Origin of the sequence: Sphingomonas sp. Ant H11, from assembly GCF_000797515.1 — a bacterium.
In the GTDB taxonomy this organism is placed as follows: Bacteria; Pseudomonadota; Alphaproteobacteria; order Sphingomonadales; family Sphingomonadaceae; genus Sphingomonas.
In genome coordinates this window covers 1-19439 of record NZ_JSBN01000009.1, presented here as the reverse complement: position 1 = coordinate 19439, position 19439 = coordinate 1, and the positions used below count along the sequence as shown (strand labels likewise).

General features: G+C 63.9%; 19 protein-coding genes, 5 pseudogenes and 1 riboswitch. Of the genes and pseudogenes, 13 read left to right on the top strand and 11 right to left on the bottom strand.

Features of this window, described 5'->3' with window-relative positions:
- Nucleotides 1-18 precede the first annotated feature (18 nt).
- A complete protein-coding gene (locus tag NW75_RS02685; protein ID WP_052192076.1) occupies nucleotides 19-765 on the bottom strand; it encodes a hypothetical protein in 747 nt (248 codons plus the stop codon).
- On the opposite strand from NW75_RS02685, the gene NW75_RS27180 reads away from it, so the two are divergent.
- The 7 genes from NW75_RS27180 to NW75_RS24210 all read left to right on the top strand — a co-directional run bounded on the left by NW75_RS27180 (nucleotide 764) and on the right by NW75_RS24210 (nucleotide 3434).
- Nucleotides 764-898 carry a hypothetical protein gene (locus NW75_RS27180; RefSeq protein ID WP_269430257.1) on the top strand — a complete coding sequence of 45 codons (135 nt, stop codon included), beginning with the start codon at nucleotides 764-766 and terminating at the stop codon, nucleotides 896-898. The two genes, NW75_RS02685 and NW75_RS27180, sit on opposite strands and share 2 nt — an antisense overlap.
- Before the next feature lie 40 nt (nucleotides 899-938).
- Entirely contained in the window at nucleotides 939-1202 is a 264-nt protein-coding gene (locus NW75_RS02680) for a ribbon-helix-helix domain-containing protein (protein ID WP_033963593.1), read from the top strand.
- On the top strand, nucleotides 1186-1479 hold the full coding sequence (locus NW75_RS02675) for a type II toxin-antitoxin system RelE/ParE family toxin (protein ID WP_052192074.1): 294 nt from the start codon (nucleotides 1186-1188) through the stop codon (nucleotides 1477-1479). The genes NW75_RS02680 and NW75_RS02675 overlap by 17 nt, the downstream gene beginning before the upstream one ends.
- A gap of 36 nt (nucleotides 1480-1515) precedes the next feature.
- On the top strand, nucleotides 1516-1836 hold the full coding sequence (locus NW75_RS02670) for a ribbon-helix-helix domain-containing protein (RefSeq protein WP_231564901.1): 321 nt from the start codon (nucleotides 1516-1518) through the stop codon (nucleotides 1834-1836).
- On the top strand, nucleotides 1833-2117 hold the full coding sequence (locus NW75_RS02665) for a type II toxin-antitoxin system RelE/ParE family toxin (RefSeq protein WP_033963589.1): 285 nt from the start codon (nucleotides 1833-1835) through the stop codon (nucleotides 2115-2117). The genes NW75_RS02670 and NW75_RS02665 overlap by 4 nt, the downstream gene beginning before the upstream one ends.
- Nucleotides 2118-2258: 141 nt before the next feature.
- Entirely contained in the window at nucleotides 2259-3218 is a 960-nt protein-coding gene (locus tag NW75_RS24215; protein WP_137902479.1) for an MvdC/MvdD family ATP grasp protein, read from the top strand.
- 9 nt (nucleotides 3219-3227) lie between these two features.
- The gene (locus NW75_RS24210) at nucleotides 3228-3434 is read left to right on the top strand and encodes a hypothetical protein (protein WP_137902478.1); all 207 of its coding nucleotides are present in this window, start codon (nucleotides 3228-3230) and stop codon (nucleotides 3432-3434) included.
- Nucleotides 3435-3487: 53 nt separating this feature from the next.
- Here the strand turns inward: NW75_RS24210 and thiC are convergent.
- The 6 genes and pseudogenes from thiC to NW75_RS02630 all read right to left on the bottom strand — a co-directional run bounded on the left by thiC (nucleotide 3488) and on the right by NW75_RS02630 (nucleotide 9973).
- Nucleotides 3488-5387, bottom strand: a pseudogene (thiC, locus tag NW75_RS02655) (phosphomethylpyrimidine synthase ThiC).
- A gap of 44 nt (nucleotides 5388-5431) precedes the next feature.
- Nucleotides 5432-5540: riboswitch (TPP riboswitch) on the bottom strand.
- 46 nt (nucleotides 5541-5586) lie between these two features.
- Nucleotides 5587-6603, bottom strand: a complete 1017-nt coding sequence (locus NW75_RS02650) for a ferritin-like domain-containing protein (RefSeq protein WP_033963587.1) — start codon at nucleotides 6601-6603, stop codon at nucleotides 5587-5589.
- A 43-nt stretch (nucleotides 6604-6646) separates the two neighbouring features.
- On the bottom strand, nucleotides 6647-7660 hold the full coding sequence (locus NW75_RS02645) for a ferritin-like domain-containing protein (RefSeq protein WP_033963585.1): 1014 nt from the start codon (nucleotides 7658-7660) through the stop codon (nucleotides 6647-6649).
- 210 nt (nucleotides 7661-7870) lie between these two features.
- Nucleotides 7871-8743: a MipA/OmpV family protein gene (locus NW75_RS02640; RefSeq protein WP_033963584.1), complete on the bottom strand. Its 873-nt coding sequence runs from the start codon at nucleotides 8741-8743 to the stop codon at nucleotides 7871-7873.
- Between the two features lie 69 nt (nucleotides 8744-8812).
- Nucleotides 8813-9132, bottom strand: a pseudogene (locus NW75_RS02635) (DUF2141 domain-containing protein).
- Between the two features lie 40 nt (nucleotides 9133-9172).
- Nucleotides 9173-9973, bottom strand: coding sequence for a sterol desaturase family protein (locus NW75_RS02630; RefSeq protein ID WP_033963581.1), 801 nt, complete (start codon nucleotides 9971-9973; stop codon nucleotides 9173-9175).
- A gap of 91 nt (nucleotides 9974-10064) precedes the next feature.
- Here NW75_RS02630 and crtY point away from each other — a divergent pair, with 91 nt between their 5' ends.
- The 4 genes and pseudogenes from crtY (at nucleotide 10065) to NW75_RS02610 (ending at nucleotide 14279) form a co-directional block, all read left to right on the top strand.
- On the top strand, nucleotides 10065-11255 hold the full coding sequence (crtY, locus tag NW75_RS02625; RefSeq protein WP_033963615.1) for a lycopene beta-cyclase CrtY: 1191 nt from the start codon (nucleotides 10065-10067) through the stop codon (nucleotides 11253-11255).
- Nucleotides 11252-12758: pseudogene (locus NW75_RS02620) on the top strand (phytoene desaturase). The gene crtY and the pseudogene NW75_RS02620 overlap by 4 nt, the downstream one beginning before the upstream one ends.
- Nucleotides 12755-13309: pseudogene (locus NW75_RS02615) on the top strand (TIGR00730 family Rossman fold protein); the annotation flags it as partial. The pseudogenes NW75_RS02620 and NW75_RS02615, both read left to right, overlap by 4 nt.
- A gap of 22 nt (nucleotides 13310-13331) precedes the next feature.
- Nucleotides 13332-14279 carry a phytoene/squalene synthase family protein gene (locus NW75_RS02610; RefSeq protein WP_033963580.1) on the top strand — a complete coding sequence of 316 codons (948 nt, stop codon included), beginning with the start codon at nucleotides 13332-13334 and terminating at the stop codon, nucleotides 14277-14279.
- Between the two features lies 1 nt (nucleotide 14280).
- Here NW75_RS02610 and NW75_RS02605 read toward each other — a convergent pair whose 3' ends face one another.
- Together NW75_RS02605 and NW75_RS02600 are read right to left on the bottom strand one after the other, a co-directional pair.
- Nucleotides 14281-14694: a hypothetical protein gene (locus tag NW75_RS02605; RefSeq protein WP_033963579.1), complete on the bottom strand. Its 414-nt coding sequence runs from the start codon at nucleotides 14692-14694 to the stop codon at nucleotides 14281-14283.
- A 56-nt stretch (nucleotides 14695-14750) separates the two neighbouring features.
- Nucleotides 14751-14981: a hypothetical protein gene (locus tag NW75_RS02600; protein WP_033963578.1), complete on the bottom strand. Its 231-nt coding sequence runs from the start codon at nucleotides 14979-14981 to the stop codon at nucleotides 14751-14753.
- Between the two features lie 94 nt (nucleotides 14982-15075).
- On the opposite strand from NW75_RS02600, the gene NW75_RS02595 reads away from it, so the two are divergent.
- On the top strand, nucleotides 15076-16899 hold the full coding sequence (locus NW75_RS02595; protein WP_033963577.1) for an ABCB family ABC transporter ATP-binding protein/permease: 1824 nt from the start codon (nucleotides 15076-15078) through the stop codon (nucleotides 16897-16899).
- A 61-nt stretch (nucleotides 16900-16960) separates the two neighbouring features.
- Here the strand turns inward: NW75_RS02595 and NW75_RS02590 are convergent, their stop codons facing one another.
- On the bottom strand, nucleotides 16961-17233 hold the full coding sequence (locus NW75_RS02590) for a GNAT family N-acetyltransferase (RefSeq protein ID WP_033963576.1): 273 nt from the start codon (nucleotides 17231-17233) through the stop codon (nucleotides 16961-16963).
- Nucleotides 17226-18233: a sterol desaturase family protein gene (locus NW75_RS02585; protein ID WP_197057695.1), complete on the bottom strand. Its 1008-nt coding sequence runs from the start codon at nucleotides 18231-18233 to the stop codon at nucleotides 17226-17228. Before NW75_RS02585 ends, NW75_RS02590 begins: the two co-directional genes overlap by 8 nt.
- Nucleotides 18234-18370: 137 nt before the next feature.
- Between NW75_RS02585 and NW75_RS02580 the strand changes: the two are divergent.
- Nucleotides 18371-19439 (top strand): annotated as a pseudogene (locus NW75_RS02580) (RecQ family ATP-dependent DNA helicase); the annotation flags it as partial.

Below are 19439 nucleotides of genomic sequence, written 5' to 3'. Positions count from 1 at the left end.
AAGTCCACAAAGTCCACGCTACGTCCCCCCGGATTCGCCCCCGCTCCGGTCCTCTCCCGCGTCGGGACCGAGCGTGTCGAGATACGCTTGCCAGTCCGCTTCCTCCTCGCGCGCGGCGGGCTGCTGTTCGGCCGCCTGGTGCCGCGCCTCGGCGTGCGCGCGCATCGCATCCAGCTCGTCGGGCATCACCAGATGCGTCTGCCGGATCGGTTCATGCCGTCGTGGCACCTGGCCGAAGTCGCGGTAATAGGCATCCTCCTCGACGCGGTGAACCATTTTGGACAGGTCGATCGCCCTGCCATCGTACCGCTCGGTCGTGACCATCCCGTCGAGCCATTTGCCGTAGCGCGGAGCGTCGCGGTAGCGCAGCAGGAACATCGTCAGCCGCTCGTCATAATGGCGGCGCTCGCCAATCTGTTCGCCCTGATAGAAGACCGGGCGCGAAACGCCGTTGATGGCGCGCGAAAACGCCGCGTCGGACAAGCGCCGGATCGCATAGGACAAAGCGAAATCCCAGGCCTGGCGAAAGCTCTGCGCGTCCACCCGGCGGCGCAGGCGATAGGCGGAGCTCGGGTCCAGCCCGACACGCCGGCACGCGGCATCGACACAACCGCATTCGGCGAGCGCCTCGATAAACTCGGTTTGTCGCTCAGGCGTCCAGCCATCGTGGCGGCCGCGCAGCGCGACGGGCACGAAGTCCGGGAGGGGGGCGGAAGAAGCACTGCCGGACGCAGCGCGGGCGGAGCGTTTGGGAGCCTTGGTCATGGACCAGGATGAACCAGAAAGCGCGCGTGTAGGACAGCGGATTTTGGCGGGCGGGAGCGGGCTGGTGTACCGCGTGAGCGGCAAAGGCGACGCGCCGGTGATCGAAGTGGCGCAGTGCCGGTATCGTTATTGAGGCGCTTGTCGGCCTTGCTCTGCCATCATATATTTCGGCGATGGCGCAACTCAATGTCATCCTTCCCGACGATCTCCAAAGTTGGGCAGACGCGCGCGCTGTCGAGGGCGGCTTCGGTAGCACTGGCGACTATATCGGCGAGCTGATGCGGCGCGACCGGGAGGATGCTGAGAAGCTGGCGGCGTTGCAGGCGGCGATCGACGCGGGGCGGGCCTCGGGGGTGAGCGAGCGCGATCCGTTCGACTATTTCGACGAACTGCGCGCCGGGCTGCGCGCGCAACACCCGAGTGCCGATCCGGCTTGAGCTAAGCCGCCGGGCCGAAAGCGATCTGGCGGATATTCGCGATTACAGCGTCGAGCAGTTCGGCGTGGAGCGCGCCCTTCTCTATCTCGACGGGATTGAGGCGGCGTTTCGCCTCATTCTGGACCACCCGGAAATCGGCGGCGTGCATTCAAATGTGGTGCCGCCCGTGCGGGCCTACACGGTTCAGCGGCATCGGATTTTCTATACCGTCGCGGCGGATGCGGTGCTGGTAGAGCGCGTTCTGCATAGTGCGATGGACGTGGGGCGGTGGTTGTAGGCGAAGGCGTTGCCGCGTCGGAGGTGAGCCTGTCCGGTGCGGTGCAGGTGGCGCAGTGCCGGTATCGTTCTTGAGTCGCTTGTCGGCATCGGCGCGGCAGCGTATATTTCCGGGATGGCGCAGCTCAACGTCCAGCTTCCCGACGACCTCCAGCGCTGGACCGACGCGCGCGCCGTCGAAGGCGGGTTCGACAGCGGCAGCGAGTATGTCCGCGATCTCGTGCGGCGCGACCGGGACTATGCCGAGAAGCTGGCGGCGTTGCAGGCGGCGATCGATGAGGGGTTGGCGTCTCCCGTCGTCGAGACGACGATCGAGGACATCATCGCGCGGGGTTTGGCGCGCCACGGGCTGCGTTGAAGCCGGTATACCGCGCCGCCTCCGTCCGCGATATCGACGGTATCTTCGATTATAGCGTGACCACGCACGGCCCCGAAGTCGCCAAGGCGTATCTGCGCGATATCGACGCCGCGATCGCCCGTCTGCTCGACTATCCCGAGATTGGTATAGCGAGCGGCCTCCGGCAGGGTGTGCGCTCGATCGCGGCGCGCGAACATCGCATCTATTACCGGATCGACGGCAGCAAACTCGTCATCGCGCGCGTGCTGCATAAGGCGATGGACCCTGCGCGGTGTTTGTAGGGAGAAATTTGCCGCCGAGCTTTACTTTAAATGCGCAGGTTTTTGGGTATCACTACTGTTCTAAATATCCATTATCTTATAATCGGGATTTTAATCGCCTGAGAAGGTTAATCCTATAAGGCTCACTGTTAGGGAAAAGCCGTGATTCTAATTATTGCAGATATATTTGATACCCACGCAGATGTTGTCCAGGGGCACCTGTCCCGATCCGGGGCGACGCACTTTCGATTAAATCTCGATGTCAATTCGTTAGAAAATACGGTTCTGGATCACGCAGCAAATGAGTGGGTAATCAATCAAAGCGGCAGGCAGTTCCGTGCTAGTGAAATTAAATGCGTGTGGCCGCGGCGACTGACAGTCAGCCTGACGCTCGAACAGCAAACAGAACAGGAGACGTCTTCATTTAGACTCTGGAGATCGGAGTGGAATAGATGCCTGTATGGTTTATACGCTTCTCTCCGAAGTCAATATTGGATGAATCCAATATCAAACTCCTCCTTGGCGGATAATAAATACTTTCAATTTGAATTGGCAAGATCAGTTGGCTTCAATATCCCGGATATGATTTCGTCCAATGATCAAAAAGCGTTACGAAGGTTCAGCGAGGCCGGTCCTACAGCCATAAAATTTATGACTCAGGACATATTCAAGGCGGCTGACGGCGGATATTCTGGCATATATGTTAACAAGATATCACCCGATGATCTAGACAATTTTATGCCAGACTCGGAAAATCCAATTACCCTACAGAGATATATCGAAAAGGACTTTGAGGTAAGAAACACCTTTGTTTCGGGGATTAATTTTACTTGTAAAATAGAATCCCAGCGTTCCAATCGAGCGAACGTTGATTGGCGTCGGTACGACGTTGCAAACACGCCTCACTCGGAAATTTCGCTTCCAAATGAAATAGATATGCAAGTGTCGTCCATTATGGCTAGGTTAGGTCTATCCTATGGAGCGTTCGACTTCATCGTCGATAAGGATGGGAAGTGGTGGTATCTCGAAGTCAACTCTGCAGGGCAATGGCTATGGATCGAGGACTTGCTAAACTTGCCTATCTCAGAGAAAATCGCTAGTTCGTTGATCAGGAGCATGTAGGAGCGGGCAATGGGCGTTTTTGGACTGCGTTATCTTGAAAAGATGCAAGCAAGCGAAGTGATTGAGGCAAAGGACTGGAATTGGAAGCCTGCTTCGGGTGATGCGTACCGCATCTACGGTTCAGGCAACTCCACGAGTTCGAGAGAATCGACGTATGCCGCCGAAAAAGATAATCGGCAGGATGAAGACCGACCAAACGAAGGTTTGGCTGCCTAGTTTTATAACGATATGTATGGAAAAGGGAGGCGTTGCCTCCCTTTTTTGTTGAATTACTCCGCCGCCGGCAAATAAATCTCCGCGCCCTCCGCCTTAAACCGCGCGCTCATCTCTTCCATCCCCTTGATCGCCGCGGCCTTGCTGGCTGCCGCGGTCTCCGCGCGGTCGGGCCGGTCGCGATGAAGCCTTCGACGCCCTGATTCTGCTTGCCCGCAAAATCGCGCACTTCCTGCGTGATCTTCATCGAGCAGAATTTCGGGCCGCACATCGAGCAGAAATGCGCGGTCTTGGCGCCTTCTGCGGGGAGCGTCTGGTCGTGATATTGCTCGGCGGTATCGGGGTCGAGCGACAGGTTGAACTGGTCGCGCCAGCGGAAATCGAAGCGCGCGCGGCTGAGCGCATCGTCGCGCAGCTTGGCGGCTGGGTGGCCCTTGGCGAGATCGGCGGCGTGCGCGGCGAGCTTGTAGGTGACCACGCCGACCTTGACGTCGTCACGGTCCGGAAGGCCCAGATGCTCCTTGGGCGTGACGTAGCAAAGCATCGCGGTGCCGTACCAACGATCATCGCGGCGCCGATGCCGCTGGTGATATGGTCATAGCCGGGCGCGATGTCGGTGGTGAGCGGCCCGAGCGTGTAGAAGGGTGCCTCGCCACACACTTCGAGCTGCTTATCCATATTCTCCTTGATCTTGTGCATCGGCACGTGGCCGGGGCCTTCGATCATCACCTGCACGTCGCTCTTCCACGCGCGGTGGGTGAGTTCGCCGAGCGTGTAGAGCTCGCTGAACTGCGCTTCGTCATTCGCATCGGCGATGCTGCCGGGGCGCAGGCCGTCGCCGAGGCTGTAGGCGATGTCATACGCCTTCATGATCTCGGTGATTTCATCGAAGCGTTCGTAGAGGAAGCTCTCTTTGTGGTGCGCAAGGCACCATTTCGCCATGATCGAGCCGCCGCGCGACACGATGCCGGTGACGCGCTTGGCGGTCATCGGGATGTAAGCGAGGCGGACGCCGGCGTGGATCGTGAAATAATCGACGCCCTGCTCCGCCTGTTCGATCAGCGTGTCGCGGAAGATTTCCCAGGTCAGGTCCTCGGCCACGCCGCCGACCTTTTCGAGCGCCTGGTAGATCGGCACGGTGCCGATCGGCACGGGGCTGTTGCGCAGGATCCATTCGCGCGTGTCGTGGATGTTGCGGCCCGTCGAGAGGTCCATCACCGTGTCCGCGCCCCAGCGGATCGACCACACCATCTTGTCGACTTCGGCGGCGACATTGCTGGCGACGGCCGAGTTGCCGATATTGGCGTTGATCTTGACCAGGAAGTTGCGGCCGATCGCCATCGGCTCGCTTTCGGGGTGGTTGATGTTGTTGGGGATGATCGCGCGGCCGCGCGCGACTTCATCGCGGACGAATTCGGGGGTGACGTAATCGGGGATGCTGGCGCCGAACGATTCGCCGTCGCGGATCAGCTGTTCCTTGGCGGCGGCGCGGCCGAGATTTTCGCGGATCGCGACATATTCCATCTCGGGCGTGATGATGCCGCGCCGGGCATAATGCATCTGGCTGACATTGTGGCCGGATTTGGCGCGCAAGGGACGCCGCACGACATTGGGATATTGCGGCACGCCGGCCGAGCGATCGGGGCCGGTGAGGCCGTTATCCTCGGGGCGGATTTCGCGGGCGTCATATTCTTCCACGTCGCCACGCGCGAGAATCCAGTCGCGGCGCAGCTGCGGCAGGCCGCGGTTGATGTCGATCTGCGCCTTGGGGTCGGTGTAGGGGCCCGACGTGTCATAGACCCGCAAGGGGGCTTCGTTGGCGGAGGGTTCGAGCACGATCTCGCGCATCGCCACGCCCAGGCCCGGAATGTTGGGCGAGGGGACGTGGATCTTGCGGCTGCCACGGATGGCGCCGGTGGTGACGCCGATTTCGGTACGGGCGGGGATGTCGGCCATGGTGTCGCTCCAAAGACTCGGAATGGAGCGAAAACGGAAACCCACTGCGGACACCGCTCCCTCCCTCCGCCCGTGCTAACGGGATCAGGTTCAAACGGGTCGTAGCCTCAGCTACCTCTCAGCTGCTCAGGCGCAGCCCCCCGGGGAATGGTGTCAGTCTAGGCGCATTGGCGGCGGCTGCAAAGCCCCGTAATGTCGCTCAGTTTGCCGCGCTGGTCTTGATATTGCCGTTGACGCCGCCGGGGAAGAACCCGCCGCCAACCACCGCATTCTTATTGAGATACAGCACGTTGAGCACCTGGCCCGCGGTGCGGGCGAGCGCGAGGCCGTTGCTGTCGAGCGGGGAAATGTTCGACGTGACCGAATCGCCGACAATGCCCTGGTCGAGATCGGTCGATCCGTCGAATGCGTCGCGCGCATTGCTGATAAGGCCAGCATTGGTCAGCAGCGACGGAGTCGAGACCGAGCCCTTGGCGTAGAGCACGGTGCGGATCAGCCCGGCGTGATACGACGTGGTGGCGTGAATGCCTGCCGCCGCATCGATCAGCAGGGTGGTCGCGATCGTCGATTGGCGACCGGTATAGGCGGTGACGACCACGTCTTCCAGCATGAACGCTGCCAGCAGGAAGTTCTCGTCGCTGGCATAAGGATCGAACGCCGCGCCTGCCGCCACGACGGTTGCCGCCTGCGCCAGCGCGCTGAAGGCGCCGCTCGCGCTGCCATCGATGTTGATCGCAGGCTGCGCCACCGTCGCCGCACCCAGCGCCGAGCGGAGGAACGCGACATGCGCAACCTTATCGGCGGCGATCTCGCGCGCATATTGTGCGACCAGCGGATCGGTGAAGGTGACTTGCCGCCCGCCCGTTACCGCGCCCTGCACGGTCTGGTTGCCGTCGCCCTTGGCGATCAAGGCGTTGGGCAGGCCCGCGCCAGTCACCGCGACGGTGTAGAATTGCGCCTGGAGATAGGCGAGGTTGAGCAGGAAGTTGAAGCTGTCCTGATCGTTCAGCGTGTCGGTCGAGCTTGGGCTTGGCGTCGGCGTCGAGCTGTCGGTCGCGCTCGGGGTCGAAGTGCCCGAACCGCCGCAGGCAGAAAGCAGTGCGCTGCCGCCGAAGGCGAGCGTCGCCACGCTCGCGCTGCGCAGGAAGTGACGACGCCCGGCGCGGCGGCGCTCCTTGGCATCGGGGGCTGGCACGAGGATATCGCTGTCGTTCACGGTAACTCTCCCATACGGGCGAAGGCAATAAAGAAGGCGGCGCTCAGTTGGCCGCGCTGGTGACGACGGTGGCGTTGAGGCCGTTCGGGTAGAACCCGCCCTTCGTCACTGCCAGGCTGTTGAGATAGAAGATGTTGAGCACGTTCGCCACGAGGCGGCCATAGGCGATGCCATCGGTACCGGCGGGGACGATGTTCGAGGCGGTCAAGCCATTGAGCGCCGCAAGCTGGCTGTTGGCGATCGCTGCCGGCGAAATGCCGACATCGTCCTTGGTCGTCCCGTCCAGCGTGTCGCGGACCGCAGAAATCGCGTCGGCCTGAGTCCGCAGCGCGGCGGTCGTCGCGCCCTTGGTGTACAGGACGGTGCGGATCAGCGCGGCGTGATACGCATGCGCCGCCAGCAGTCCGGCACCGGCATCGCGATAGGCGGGGGTGGAAATAAGCTGTGCCGCCGCCTTGTATGCGGTGACCACGACATCTTCCATGAAGAAGGCGGACAGCAAGAAATTCTCGTCGCTGGCATAGGGATCGAAGGCCACGCCCGACGCGACCACGTTGGCCGCACGCATCGCCACGCTGAAGGCGCTGGTCGCGGTGCTGCCGATATCGATCGCGGGCTGGGCGACGACGGCGGTACCCAGCGTAGCGCGCAGGAAGGCGACTTGCGCTGCCTTTTCATTGGCGATCTCGCGCGCATATTTCGCGACGAGCGGATCGGTGAAGCTGACTTGCTTGCCGCCGGTCACTGCGCCGACGGTGGTGGTGCTGGCGCTGCCGGGGGCGAGCTGGGCGCTGGGAAGGCCCGCGCCGGTGACGGCGAAGGCATAGAATTGCGCTTCAAGATATTCGAAATTGAGCAGGATGTTCAGAAGGTTGGTATCGCTGGTGGTGTCCGCCATGGCACGCGAGCCAAGCGTCACGGCTGCGGCGCCCACCGCAGCGATCGCCCCTGCGCCAAGCGCGGTGCGGAAGAATTCGCGGCGTTCGCTGCGCCGTTCGGCACCCGCTTCGAGTCGCTCGAGCAGCTGTGCGCCGGAGTCCTGGGGGAGATCGGTCATGCGGGCGAACCCTCTTTATCGTGAAACGGGCCTTCTGGCGCAGGCTGCGTGGCACCTCGGGCGTGGCGACGCAAGACTGGATTTCGCGGCGTTGATCAAGTTTGCGCCAGTTAGAGCGAGTTACGGTCGAGCTGCCGACCTTTTCGCGACCAAATGCAGACGACCCGGCAGTCGCGCCGATGCGCTTCTGCCGGTCGAATGGCGGCTTCCTCAGAAGGTATAAGCGAGTCCGAGCGCGCCCAGCCATTGGTTGGGGGACCCGGCAATGCGGGTGACCGGGCTATAAGAAAAGTCACCCAGTTCGCGTGAGTAGCTACCCCCCGCCAGTACCTTGAAGCCGTGCAGCAAATTGCCGGTCAGCGAATAGGTCACGAACCCGCCGACCGAATAGCTCTTCCAGCCGCTGTGGGCATTGTAGGTCGGCAGGCCGCTGGCCAGCGCCTGCGTTGGCGTGATGCTGAAATAACTGTCGGCATAGCCCTGACCGACATGTTCGGCCGAGGCGTACAGGCCGACTGCGGCCTTGGTGCTGAGCGGGGTGAGATAGGTGAATTGCGGTTCCCAAATGTCGCTGCGATGGCCGCCGGATACACCCTTGCGATAGCTGACCGACACCGACACCTTGTCGTACGGGCTGGTGATCACGCCGGTCTTGCCAATCCCGACATAGCCGCCAAGCTCGATCGCGGTGCCGCGCTTGCCCAACGCGCGAATGCGCGGGTCATCGATGCTGGAGAGGCTGGAGCGATCAAAATTGACCACGCCGACCGGGCCCAATTGCAGATCGAGCGTCTGGCCGGGGCGGTTGGGGATCACATCCAGGCTCGCGCGGTTCCCGACGACCGAGAAAGCGAAGCCCTTGACCGACCCGATCGCGACCGGGGCGGGCGTGAACCGATAGGTCTTCGAACCTTCATAGTCCGGAAAATACGCCCCGCCGATCCCGACCGTGACGGTGTCCTTGTCGAAGTCCGCGGCGATTTGATCGCGTTCGGACGTCGCCGGGGTTTCCTGGGCGAGCGCGGGGGTGGCACCGGCCAGCAGCAGGGCGGCGGCGGAAAGGTATAAACGACGGTCAATCACAGGCAGCTCCCAGAGAGAGATTTGGCGGGGTAACGTCCTCGCGACCGCTTTAGGTCCGTTGTTGCCCGATTAGAGCAAGTATCGCATCCGCACCTGTTGCCGATCGGCATCACCTGTCAGGGTGAAGCGGGCTGCGGAAAAGCGCGGCGGGCCAAAGGCGATGGGCGGATTGCGCGAGAAACCAAAGCCTTCGCGGGGGATGCCGGCAAAGGTATCGAGCTTTTGTTGCCATTCTCGTCATGGATCACGGCAATGGCATAGCCGCCCGGGGGGAGTCCGTCGAAATGAAGGCCGCTGGCGCTGGCCGGGATCGAGCGCGTCACCGCCTTTGCATCGTCGATGCAGGCGGGGAAATTGGCCGGGTCGGCGGTCAGGCAGACGCGCACCATACCCTTGTGCGAGCGCAGGTTGGCAATGTCGACGGCCAGATCAGAAGTCGCCACTGCCCCGGGCAGCGAGAGCAGCAGCCCCATCCCCGCGCCGCCGACGCCGACGAGCCTGCGTATGCGCGCGCGAGAAATCACCGATGCCCTTGTCGGTGCCGCACAGGCGATCCCAGAAACGGAAATAAAGCCCATAATTTCCCCGATACAGATCGTGGTGTCGCTGGTGATGGCTCGCGGTAATCACCCAGCCGCCTAATCGACCGGCCCACATGAACCGGGGGAAAATCTCCCACCCCATATGATTGGTCACCCCCATAACCGTCATGATGCCCAGCACCAAGCCCAGCGCGCCGATGTGGATCGGAATCCCGAGCGTCAGTAGCGGAATTATCACAGCGCCGGTGACCGCCTCGATCGGGTGGAACGCCATTGCCGCCCAGGCGGTCGGCGGGCGGCTGTCATGATGCACCGCATGAGCGATGCGGAACACGCGCGGTGTGTGCATCCACCGATGCGTCCAGTAGAACCAGGTGTCGTGCGCGAAGAGGTACAACAGCACCGACAGCGGCAGATACCATAAGGGATAGGCGTGGACGTCGCGGTAGATGAGGGTCCAGCCGTGCTGCTGCCAACCCCAGGCCAGCACGCCGGCGGGCACGCCATAGATCAGCGCGGAGGCGAGGCTCCAGCCAATCTCGCGCCGGATTTGTGGGGAAAGGCCGTCATACAGCCCCGGATGGCGCGCGCGCGTCGCCGCCGCGAACACACCCGAGACGAGGAGATAGCGCACGCCGACGATCGCGGACATGGCGAGCGCTGAGGCGACGATAGCGATGGCAACCATGATGTCGCATTAGCGCGTGTGGTGCCCCGCGTCAGGCGGTTTCGGCGTGCAGCGTGCTTGCGCGCTGCGGCGTTTCGGCTATCGCTTGGCGATGCCTTCGATCATCCCCTGCGATATCGCCATCGTCGGCGGCGGGCTGGCGGGCGGGCTGATCGCGTTGGCCTTGGCCAAGCAGCGACCCGGCCTCGACGTCCGCATCGTTGAGGGATCGGACAGCATTGGCGGCAATCATTTATGGTCGTTCTTCGCCACCGACATTGCGCAGGACAATCGCTGGCTGGTTGCGCCGCTGATCTGTTATGGCTGGACGCATTATAACATCGCGTTTCCGGCGCACCGCCGCACCCTGAAAAGCGCCTATTATTCTATCGAGTCCGAACGGCTCGACGCGGTGGTGCGCGCCGCCCTCCCGCCCGAGGCGGTGATGACCGGGCGCAAGGTGCTTGCCGCAAGCCCGACGGCGGTGGTGCTTGCCGATGGCGACCGGATCGAGGCGAAGGGTGTGATCGATGCGCGCGGGTCGGGCGATCTCTCCCTGCTCGATCTTGGCTGGCAGAAGTTCGTCGGGCTCGAATTCGCGCTGGAGGAACCGCACGCGCTGTCGGGCCCGATCGTGATGGACGCGACGGTGCAGCAGATCGACGGCTATCGCTTCGTCTACACACTGCCCTTGTCGGCGACGCGGCTGTTCATCGAGGATACCTATTATAGCGACACGCCCGATCTGGCGCGGGCGGAACCCGGCGGGGCAAATGCCGACCCGGTCGCCGAGCGCGTCCGTGCCTATGGCGCGGCGCATGGCTGGGACACGCGCACCGTTACGCGCGAGGAATGGGGTGTGCTGCCGGTGGCGATGGGCGGCGATTTCGAGGCCTATTGGCAATCGGGCGGCAACAAGGTGGCCAAGGCCGGAATGCGCGCCGGGCTGTTCCATCCGACCACGGGCTATTCGTTGCCCGACGCGGTGCGCCTCGCCGCGCTGATCGCGCGGGCGAGTGATCTGTCGGGCACGGCGTTACACACGCTGACGCATGATTTCGCCAGAAGGACGTGGCGGGCGCGCGGCTTCTATCGTATGCTCGACAAGATGCTGTTTCGCGCCGCCGGCCCTGATGAGCGCTACCGCATTCTCGAACGGTTTTACCGGCTCGATCCGCAGCTTGTGCGGCGCTTCTACGCAGGACAATCGACGATGATGGACAAGGCACGGATTTTGACCGGGAAGCCACCGGTCCCGATCACGCGGGCATTGCGCGCGATTATCGGGGGGAAACCGGCATGAGCTCGGCGGCACCACGCGGCACGCCGCGCCGCGCGATCGTCATCGGGGCGGGGTTTGGCGGGCTCGCGCTCGCCATCCGGCTGCAATCGGCGGGGGTCGAGACGACCATCGTCGAGGCGCGCGACAAGCCGGGTGGGCGCGCTTATGTGTGGGAGAAAGACGGCTTCGTGTTCGATGCCGGGCCAACCGTGATCACCGATCCGCCGTGCCTGCAGGAGCTATGGGCGCTGACCGGGCGCGACATGGCCGAGGACGTGACGCTGGCGCCGGTATCGCCTTTCTACCGGCTCAACTGGCCCGATGGCGTCAATTTCGATTATTCGAACGACGAGCCTGCGCTGCGCGCCGAAATCGCCAAGCTCAACCCGGCCGATGTCGCGGGCTACGCCAAGTTCCTGGAATATTCTGCCGGGGTCTATGAGGAGGGCTATCGCAAGCTCGGCTCGGTCGCGTTTCTCGATTTCGCGTCGATGATCAAGGCCGCCCCCGCGCTCGCCAAATATCAGGCGTGGCGCTCGGTCTATTCGATCGTGTCGTCTTATGTGAAGGACGAGCATCTGCGCCAGGCGCTGTCGTTCCACACGCTGCTGGTGGGCGGCAATCCGATGAACACCAGCGCGATCTATGCGCTGATCCACAAGCTCGAAAAAAGACGGCGGCGTATGGTTCGCAATGGGCGGCACCAACCAGTTGATCGCCGGGATGGTCAAGCATTTCGAGCGGCTGGGCGGGGTGTTGCGGCTGAACGATGCCGCGGTCGATATCGCCACGCTGGGCGACCGTGCGACCGGCGTCACCACGGCGAGCGGCTGGCACCAGGATGCCGACATGGTCGCGTGCAACAGCGACATCATGCACAGCTATCGCGACTTGCTCAAATCCTCGCGCAGTGCGCAGCGGACCAAGAACGGGCTGGCGCGCAAACGCTATTCGCCGTCGCTGTTCGTGGTGCATTTCGGGATCAAGGGCACCTGGCCGGGTATTCCGCACCACATGATCCTGTTCGGGCCGCGCTATAAAGGGCTACTCGCCGACATTTACGATCATGGCGTGCTACCGGAAGATTTCTCGCTCTATCTGCACCATCCGACCGTGACCGATCCGTCGATGGCGCCCGAGGGGCATTCGACTTTCTACGTGCTGGCGCCGGTGCCCAATCTCGGCAAATTCCCGGTCGACTGGAACGAGATCGGTCCGATCCTGGAGAAGCGCATCCTCGATGAGGTCGGGCGGCGGCTGATCCCCGACATTCACGAGCGGATCGTCACCAAATTCCATTATGCACCCAACGATTTCGCGCAGGATCTGAACGCGCATCTCGGCAGCGCCTTCTCGCTGGAGCCGATTTTGACGCAGAGCGCGTGGTTCCGCGTGCACAATCGCGACGACCATATCCCGAACCTGTATTTCGTGGGGGCAGGCACGCATCCGGGGGCCGGGATTCCGGGGGTGGTCGGCAGTGCAAAGGCCACGGCGGCATTGATGTTGGAGACGGAACGGTGAAGCGTCTGGCGGTGTATTGTGGGTCGGCAACGCCGGCGGACCCGGTGTATATTGACTGTGCGAAAGAGGTTGGCCGGACGCTGGCCGAGCGTGGCATCGGCCTGGTTTACGGCGGTGGTCGGCTCGGGCTGATGGGCGCGGTGGCCGATGCGGCGATGGCCGCGGGCGGCGAGGTGATCGGCATCATCCCGCAGGCGCTGGTCGATGCTGAAGTGGCGCATCAGGGCCTCACCGAACTCCATGTCGTCGGCACGATGCACCAGCGCAAACAGGCGTTTACCGATCTGTCCGACGGTTTCATCAACCTGCCCGGCGGCACCGGCACGATGGACGAATTGTGGGAGGCGCTGAGCTGGGCGCAGATCGGCTATCACGCCAAGCCGGTCGGGCTGCTCAATATCGCTGGCTATTACGACCATCTAATCGCTTTCTATCACCATATGGCGAGCGTCGGTTTCCTGCGGCCGCAACATGCCGGGATCCTGCTGATCGACAGCGCGCTTGACGGGCTGCTGGCGCAAATGGCGAGCCACGAGCCGATCGAGACGATCACCAAGATCGCGCGCGCGACCTTTGAGCGCGGCGGCACCCTCGCGCGACGCGATCGTCGCGACCGCGCAGGAATCGATCGCACGCGGATCGAAGAGCTTTGCCGCCGCCAGCCGCCTGTTCGCGCCCAAGACGCGCGAACGGGCGTGGTTGCTCTATGCCTGGTGCCGCGCGTGCGACGACATTGCCGACGGGCAGGACCACGGCCATGACATGACCGGGGTCAGCGATGGCCCGGCGCGGCTGGCCGAAATCTCGGCGCTGACCGAGGCGGCGCTGGCCGGGATCGTGGTCGGGGACCCGGCGTTCGATGCGCTACGGATCTTTGCCGCGGAGACGGCGTTGCCCCCGGCGCTGGCGCGTGACCTGATCGCGGGCTTTGCGCTTGATGCGCAAGGGTGGCGGCCGCAGACCGAGCAGGATCTGTATCTTTATTGCTATCATGTCGCGGGCGCGGTCGGCTGCATGATGGCGCTGGCGATGGGCGTGCCCGCCGATGACGAGGCGACGCTCGACCGCGCGTGCGATCTGGGACTGGCGTTCCAGCTTGCCAATATCGCGCGCGACGTGGCCGAGGATGCGCGCGCGGGGCGGTGTTATTTGCCGCAGACGTGGCTCGACGAGCTGGAGATTCCGGCGGACGACCTGCTTGCGCCACAGCATCGCGATCGGCTTGGGCAATTGGGCGAGCGGTTGGGCACGCTGGCGGCGCGCTATGAGGCGAGTGCGCGGCGTGGCACCCCGGTGCTCCCGTTCCGCTCGGCCTGGGCGGTGCTGGCGGCGGCGGGGATTTATGGCGCGATCGGGCGCAAGGTGGCAGCCTTTGGCGCACGCGCCTGGGATCGGCGGGTGAGCACCTCGGGCATCGCCAAGATCGGTTTCATCGTGCGCGCATGGCGCGAGGCGCGGCAGCGCGCGACGCTGTATCCGCCACAGCCGCGCGATCCGGCGCTGTGGACGCGGCCGCGCTGATTCAGCCGAGCAAGGGCTCGCCGGGATAAGGTTTGTGGTGCAGCTTTTGCGCTAGCCAGCCGCCGAGCAACGGCATAACCACCGCGCAGATTTGCATCCATAGCGGATGCGGCAGCATTGCCTGATTGACCAGGCCTGCCACCAGAAACACCAAAGTCACCACCCAGCCGACCCAATGGCCATCGGCAATGCGCAAGGCGAGCCAGGCACCGCCGAGCGGCGAGGCGAGCCAGCCGACGACCATCAGTACTTTTGCGGGCAGGGGAATGCTGGCAATCAGCGCGGCCAGCGTCGCTGTGTCGGCGGCATTGATGTCGCCCGATACGGGGTACAGCGCGCTGCCGATAAAATCGAACAGAGCCACGAGCGCGAACGCGACCAGACACCCCGCGGCGACGGCAAAGAGTTTACGCATTCACATCAGCCCCGCTTTGGAAGCGCGAGCTTACCACGCGCCGCGCGCGCTGGGAATCATCCGCGCGGCGAGTGCGGCACGACCTGTGCCATGCGTTCGCCGGTCGCACGGCACGATGCGGCCACGACGGGGTAATCAATATCGCTGTTGCGCGCCAGGGCGGCGGGCATCGCCATCTGGCAGGCGCGGATCGATTGGTAATGCGCGGGCTCGACGCGGGCCTGCTGGCAGGCGGTGCTGCCGTCGCCGCAACCCATGATCGCCATGACGTAGAACAGCGGTTCCATGATCGTCTCCGTTCGCCTGTAAAACCGACGAGACGCCTTGCTTGTTCCATGAAGCGCTTGGGATACCGCTTGACTGCGCTTACATGAGGGAAAGATGCCCCCCGATACCGCCACCTCCTCGACCGCGTCCGAGCGGCCCATGCTGCCGACGCTCAAGCGTTTCCTGCCCTATCTGTGGCCGGCGGACGCGCCGATGCTGCGGCTGCGGATCGTGGGGGCGATGCTGCTGGTCGCGGTGTCCAAGGTCACCCAGGTCTATGTCAGCGCTTACACGCTGAAATGGGCGGTCGACCGGATGGCGCAGGGCGATCGCTCCGCAATGTGGATCGTGATCGCGTTGGTGCTGGGCTATGCCGGTGCGCGCTTCGCGACGACGCTGTTCGACAATCTGCGCAATGCGGTGTTCGAGCGCGTCGGGCAGGATGCGACGCGGCGCCTCGCAGCGAGCGTATTCCGCCACCTCCACCAGCTCAGCCTGCGCTTCCATCTGGAACGGCGCACGGGGGCGGTGACCAAGGTGGTCGAGCGCGGTACCAAGAGCATCGATACGATGCTGTATTTCATGCTGTTCAACATCGCGCCGACGGTGCTGGAGCTGCTGCTGGTGCTCAACATCTTCCGCTCGAGCTTCGGCTGGGGGCTGGTCGCGGCGACGATGGTGATGGTGGTCGCTTATATCTGGTTCACGCGGATGGTGACCGACTGGCGCGCCGCCTTGCGCACGCGGATGAACGATCTCGACACCGGGGCGGTCAGCCATGCGGTCGATTCGCTGCTCAATTTCGAGACGGTCAAATATTTCGGGGCGGAGGAGCGCGAGGGCAAGCGCTATGATGCGGCGATGGCGGCTTATGCCAATGCCGCGGTCATTTCCGAAAACTCACTGGCATGGCTCAACGTCGGGCAAGCGCTCATCACCAACCTGATGCTCGGCGGCGGGATGGCGTTCGTTGCCTGGGGCTGGGGCGGCGGCAGATTCTCGGCGGGCGACGTGGTGTTCGTCTCGACGCTGCTGTCGCAACTGTTCCGTCCGCTCGATCTGCTCGGTATGGTCTATCGCACGATCCGTCAGGGCGTGATCGATATGGGCGCGATGTTCGACTTGATCGATACGCAGTCGGAGGTGGTCGACGCACCCGACGCCACGCCGCTGCTGGTGGCGCGCGGCCACGTCCGTTTCGAGGATGTGCGCTTCGGTTATGATGCGGGGATGCCGATCCTGAAGGGCATCGATCTGGATATTCCGGCGGGCAAGACGCTGGCGGTGGTCGGGCCATCGGGCGCGGGCAAATCGACGCTCGCGCGGCTGATGTTCCGGTTCTACGATCTGACCGGCGGGCGCATCACGATCGACGGGCAGGATATCGCGCAGGTGACGCAAGCGAGCCTGCGCGCGGCGATTGGCATCGTGCCGCAGGATACCGTGCTGTTCAACGACACGATCGGCTACAACATCGCGTATGGCCGCGAAGGGGCCGGGCAAGACGAGATCGAGGCTGCGGCGCGGGGCGCGGCGATTGCGGGGTTCATCGAGCGCCAGCCCGAGGGCTATGCGACGCGTGTCGGCGAGCGCGGGCTGAAGCTGTCGGGCGGTGAAAAGCAGCGCGTGGCGATCGCGCGGACCCTGCTCAAGAATCCGCCAGTGCTGATCCTGGACGAAGCGACCAGCGCGCTCGACAGCCGTACCGAGGGCGAGATTCTCGATACGCTGCAGGCGATCGAACGCGGCCGCACCACGATCGTGATCGCGCACCGCCTGTCGACCGTGGTCCATGCCGACGAGATCGTCGTGCTGGAAGCCGGGCGCGTGGTCGAACGCGGCAGCCATGCCGTGCTGCTGCGCAAGAACGGGCTGTATGCGGAAATGTGGAACCGCCAGGCGCAGGAGCGGGCGGAGGAGTCGGTGGCGGCGGAGTAGCGCGATCGGGCGGTGGACAGTCCCGAATTCCCGTTCGAAACGAACGGGGTGGGCAATGCTGTTACGCCAGCAATTCCCGATACTCCGGATGCTTCTCGATATAGGCCGCGACGAACGGGCATTGCGGGATGACCTTCAACCCCCGGTCGCGCGCCGAGTCGAGTGCGGCGCGGATCAGTTTCGAGCCGACGCCGCGGCCCTCCAGCGCCTTGGGCACGATAGTGTGGGTGAACACGATCGTGCCGCCTTCCATCTGATAGGCCGCGACCGCGCGCTTGCCGCCGACGGTCAGTTCGAATTCGGCCTCGGCCTTGTTGTCGATCACGTTATCCATGCCCGGCGTTTGCCCGCGATGGATCGGGTTGCGCAAGAGGGTTGGGAGTATGAGGCCGCAGCGCCCACGCCTTGCCGAACGGCGCGAACACGGCATTTCGCCAGCCATGCGGCCGCATCCCGCCACCTTCCACGCCCAACCGCAACGGCTCGCGGCGTGCGCCCGGCACGTATAAGGTGCCGAACAGCCGGTCGAACAGCGCGAGCGTATTGCCAAAATTGCGGTTGTGATGCTGCACGTCCATCGAATGGTGGATCTGGTGATGCGCCGGGCTCAGCAGCCACCGGCCCCAGCGCGGGCCGAACGTCACCCACAGATGCGAATGCTGCAGATGGGTGAGCGTGATGGCACCGATCATCGTCAAGGCGTTCACCCCGCCGATCGTCACACCGTGCGGTTCCCCCAGCAGCGGACCGGCCAGGCCTTGCGTCACCCCGATCAGGATGGCGGTGATATTGGCGAAGACGATCGTGTCGACCGGATGGACGCGGAAGGTCGTCAACAGCGACAGGCTTTCGGCGGAGTGATGGACCGCATGGAACTGCCACAGCAGCGGGACTGCGTGGCTCAGATAATGATCGAGCCAGTACGAAAATTCATAAGCGAGATAGAGCAGCACCGTCAGCACCGCACTCGCCACGAGCGGCGGCAGGCCGAGCGGCGCAATCGGGCCGGTTGCCAGACGAATCAGCGCCGTAATCTGCACGCTCGACAGCACTGCCCAGCCGAACAGCAGCCCATAGCCGAACAGGCTGAATGCGAACCACCACAGATCGGCGCGGCCCGAGGCGCTGGAGAAGATCCGGCGGGGGAATAGCGCGCGCCGCCACACCGCCAGCCGGGGCATCGCCCGCCGCCCGCGCGGCACCGCAAGAAACGCGGCGATCAGCACCGTCACCACCAGCCCGAAAATCGACAGCGTCGACCCCGTGCCGAAGAAGGTTCCGCCGAGTTGATTGGCCCAATAGCCGGCAAGCCAGCCGATACCGTCCGAAACCATCGTCATTGTCGCGTGCACGGCACCCCCAGCCGGTCCGGGTTTCGGGATGGGGTGACTTTAGGACCGGATTGTGAGCGCCCGGTTAATTGCGTGGGTGTGCCCCTTACGCTTCGGGGCGGGGCACGCTAGATCGGGGCATGACGCTCGACCCCCTCCCCATATTGCAATCGACCTTCGGCTTTCCCGCCTTTCGCGGGGTACAGGGATCGGTGGTGGAGCGCGTGCTGGCGGGGCAGAACACGCTGGCGGTGATGCCGACGGGGGCGGGCAAGTCGCTTTGCTATCAATTGCCTGCGCTGGCGCTGCCCGGCACCTGTGTCGTGGTGTCGCCGCTGATCGCGCTGATGCACGATCAGTTGCGTGCGGCGACCGCGATCGGGATCAGCGCGGCGACGCTGACCTCGGTCGATACCGACCAGATGGAGACGATCGCGCGCTTCCGGCGCGGCGAGCTCGATCTGCTCTATGTCGCGCCCGAACGCGCATCGAGTGGCAGCTTTCGCGATTTGCTGGGGCAGGCGCCGCTCGCTTTGTTCGCGATCGACGAGGCGCATTGCGTGTCCGAATGGGGGCATGACTTCCGCCCCGATTACCGGCTGCTGCGCCCGCTGCTCGATGCCTTTCCCGAGGTGCCGCGCCTGGCGCTGACAGCGACCGCCGACGCGCATACCCGTGCCGATATTCTCGACCAGCTCGGTATTCCGCATGACGGGATGATCGTCGCCGGGTTCGACCGGCCCAATATCCAGTACCGCATCAGCCCCAAGGACAATGCCACCCGCCAGATCGCCGATCTGATCGCGGAAACGCCGGGGGCGGGCATCGTCTATGTCCAGAGCCGCGCGGGGACGGAGAAAATGGCGGAGGCGTTGGCCAAGACCGGACGGCCGACGCGCGCCTATCATGCCGGGCTCGATCCGCATGTGCGTGCCAAGAATCAGGCCGATTTCGTCGCCAGCGAGGACATGGTGATGTGCGCGACGGTCGCCTTTGGCATGGGCATCGACAAGCCCGATGTGCGCTTCGTCGCGCATGCCGGGCTGCCCAAGTCGATCGAGGCCTATTATCAGGAAACGGGCGCGCGGGCCGCGATGGCGATCCGGCGGTGGCGCATCTGTTCTGGGGTGCCGAGGATTTCGCGCGGGCGCGGCAACGCATCGGCGAGGTCGAACCCGCGCGGCAGCCGGGCGAGCGGCAAGCGCTCGC

Excerpts from the sequence above, each read along its gene's own strand:
- NW75_RS27180 (WP_269430257.1), top strand. The coding sequence starts at position 764 with ATGGACCAGGATGAACCAGAAAGCGCGCGTGTAGGACAGCGGATTTTG.
- NW75_RS02685 (WP_052192076.1), bottom strand. The coding sequence starts at position 765 with ATGACCAAGGCTCCCAAACGCTCCGCCCGCGCTGCGTCCGGCAGTGCT.
- NW75_RS02680 (WP_033963593.1), top strand. The coding sequence starts at position 939 with ATGGCGCAACTCAATGTCATCCTTCCCGACGATCTCCAAAGTTGGGCA.
- NW75_RS24210 (WP_137902478.1), top strand. The coding sequence starts at position 3,228 with ATGGGCGTTTTTGGACTGCGTTATCTTGAAAAGATGCAAGCAAGCGAA.
- NW75_RS02645 (WP_033963585.1), bottom strand. The coding sequence starts at position 7,660 with ATGACCGATCTCCCCCAGGACTCCGGCGCACAGCTGCTCGAGCGACTC.
- NW75_RS02630 (WP_033963581.1), bottom strand. The coding sequence starts at position 9,973 with ATGGTTGCCATCGCTATCGTCGCCTCAGCGCTCGCCATGTCCGCGATC.
- crtY (WP_033963615.1), top strand. The coding sequence starts at position 10,065 with ATGCCTTCGATCATCCCCTGCGATATCGCCATCGTCGGCGGCGGGCTG.
- NW75_RS02605 (WP_033963579.1), bottom strand. The coding sequence starts at position 14,694 with ATGCGTAAACTCTTTGCCGTCGCCGCGGGGTGTCTGGTCGCGTTCGCG.
- NW75_RS02600 (WP_033963578.1), bottom strand. The coding sequence starts at position 14,981 with ATGGAACCGCTGTTCTACGTCATGGCGATCATGGGTTGCGGCGACGGC.
- NW75_RS02595 (WP_033963577.1), top strand. The coding sequence starts at position 15,076 with ATGCCCCCCGATACCGCCACCTCCTCGACCGCGTCCGAGCGGCCCATG.
- NW75_RS02590 (WP_033963576.1), bottom strand. The coding sequence starts at position 17,233 with ATGGATAACGTGATCGACAACAAGGCCGAGGCCGAATTCGAACTGACC.
- NW75_RS02585 (WP_197057695.1), bottom strand. The coding sequence starts at position 18,233 with ATGGTTTCGGACGGTATCGGCTGGCTTGCCGGCTATTGGGCCAATCAA.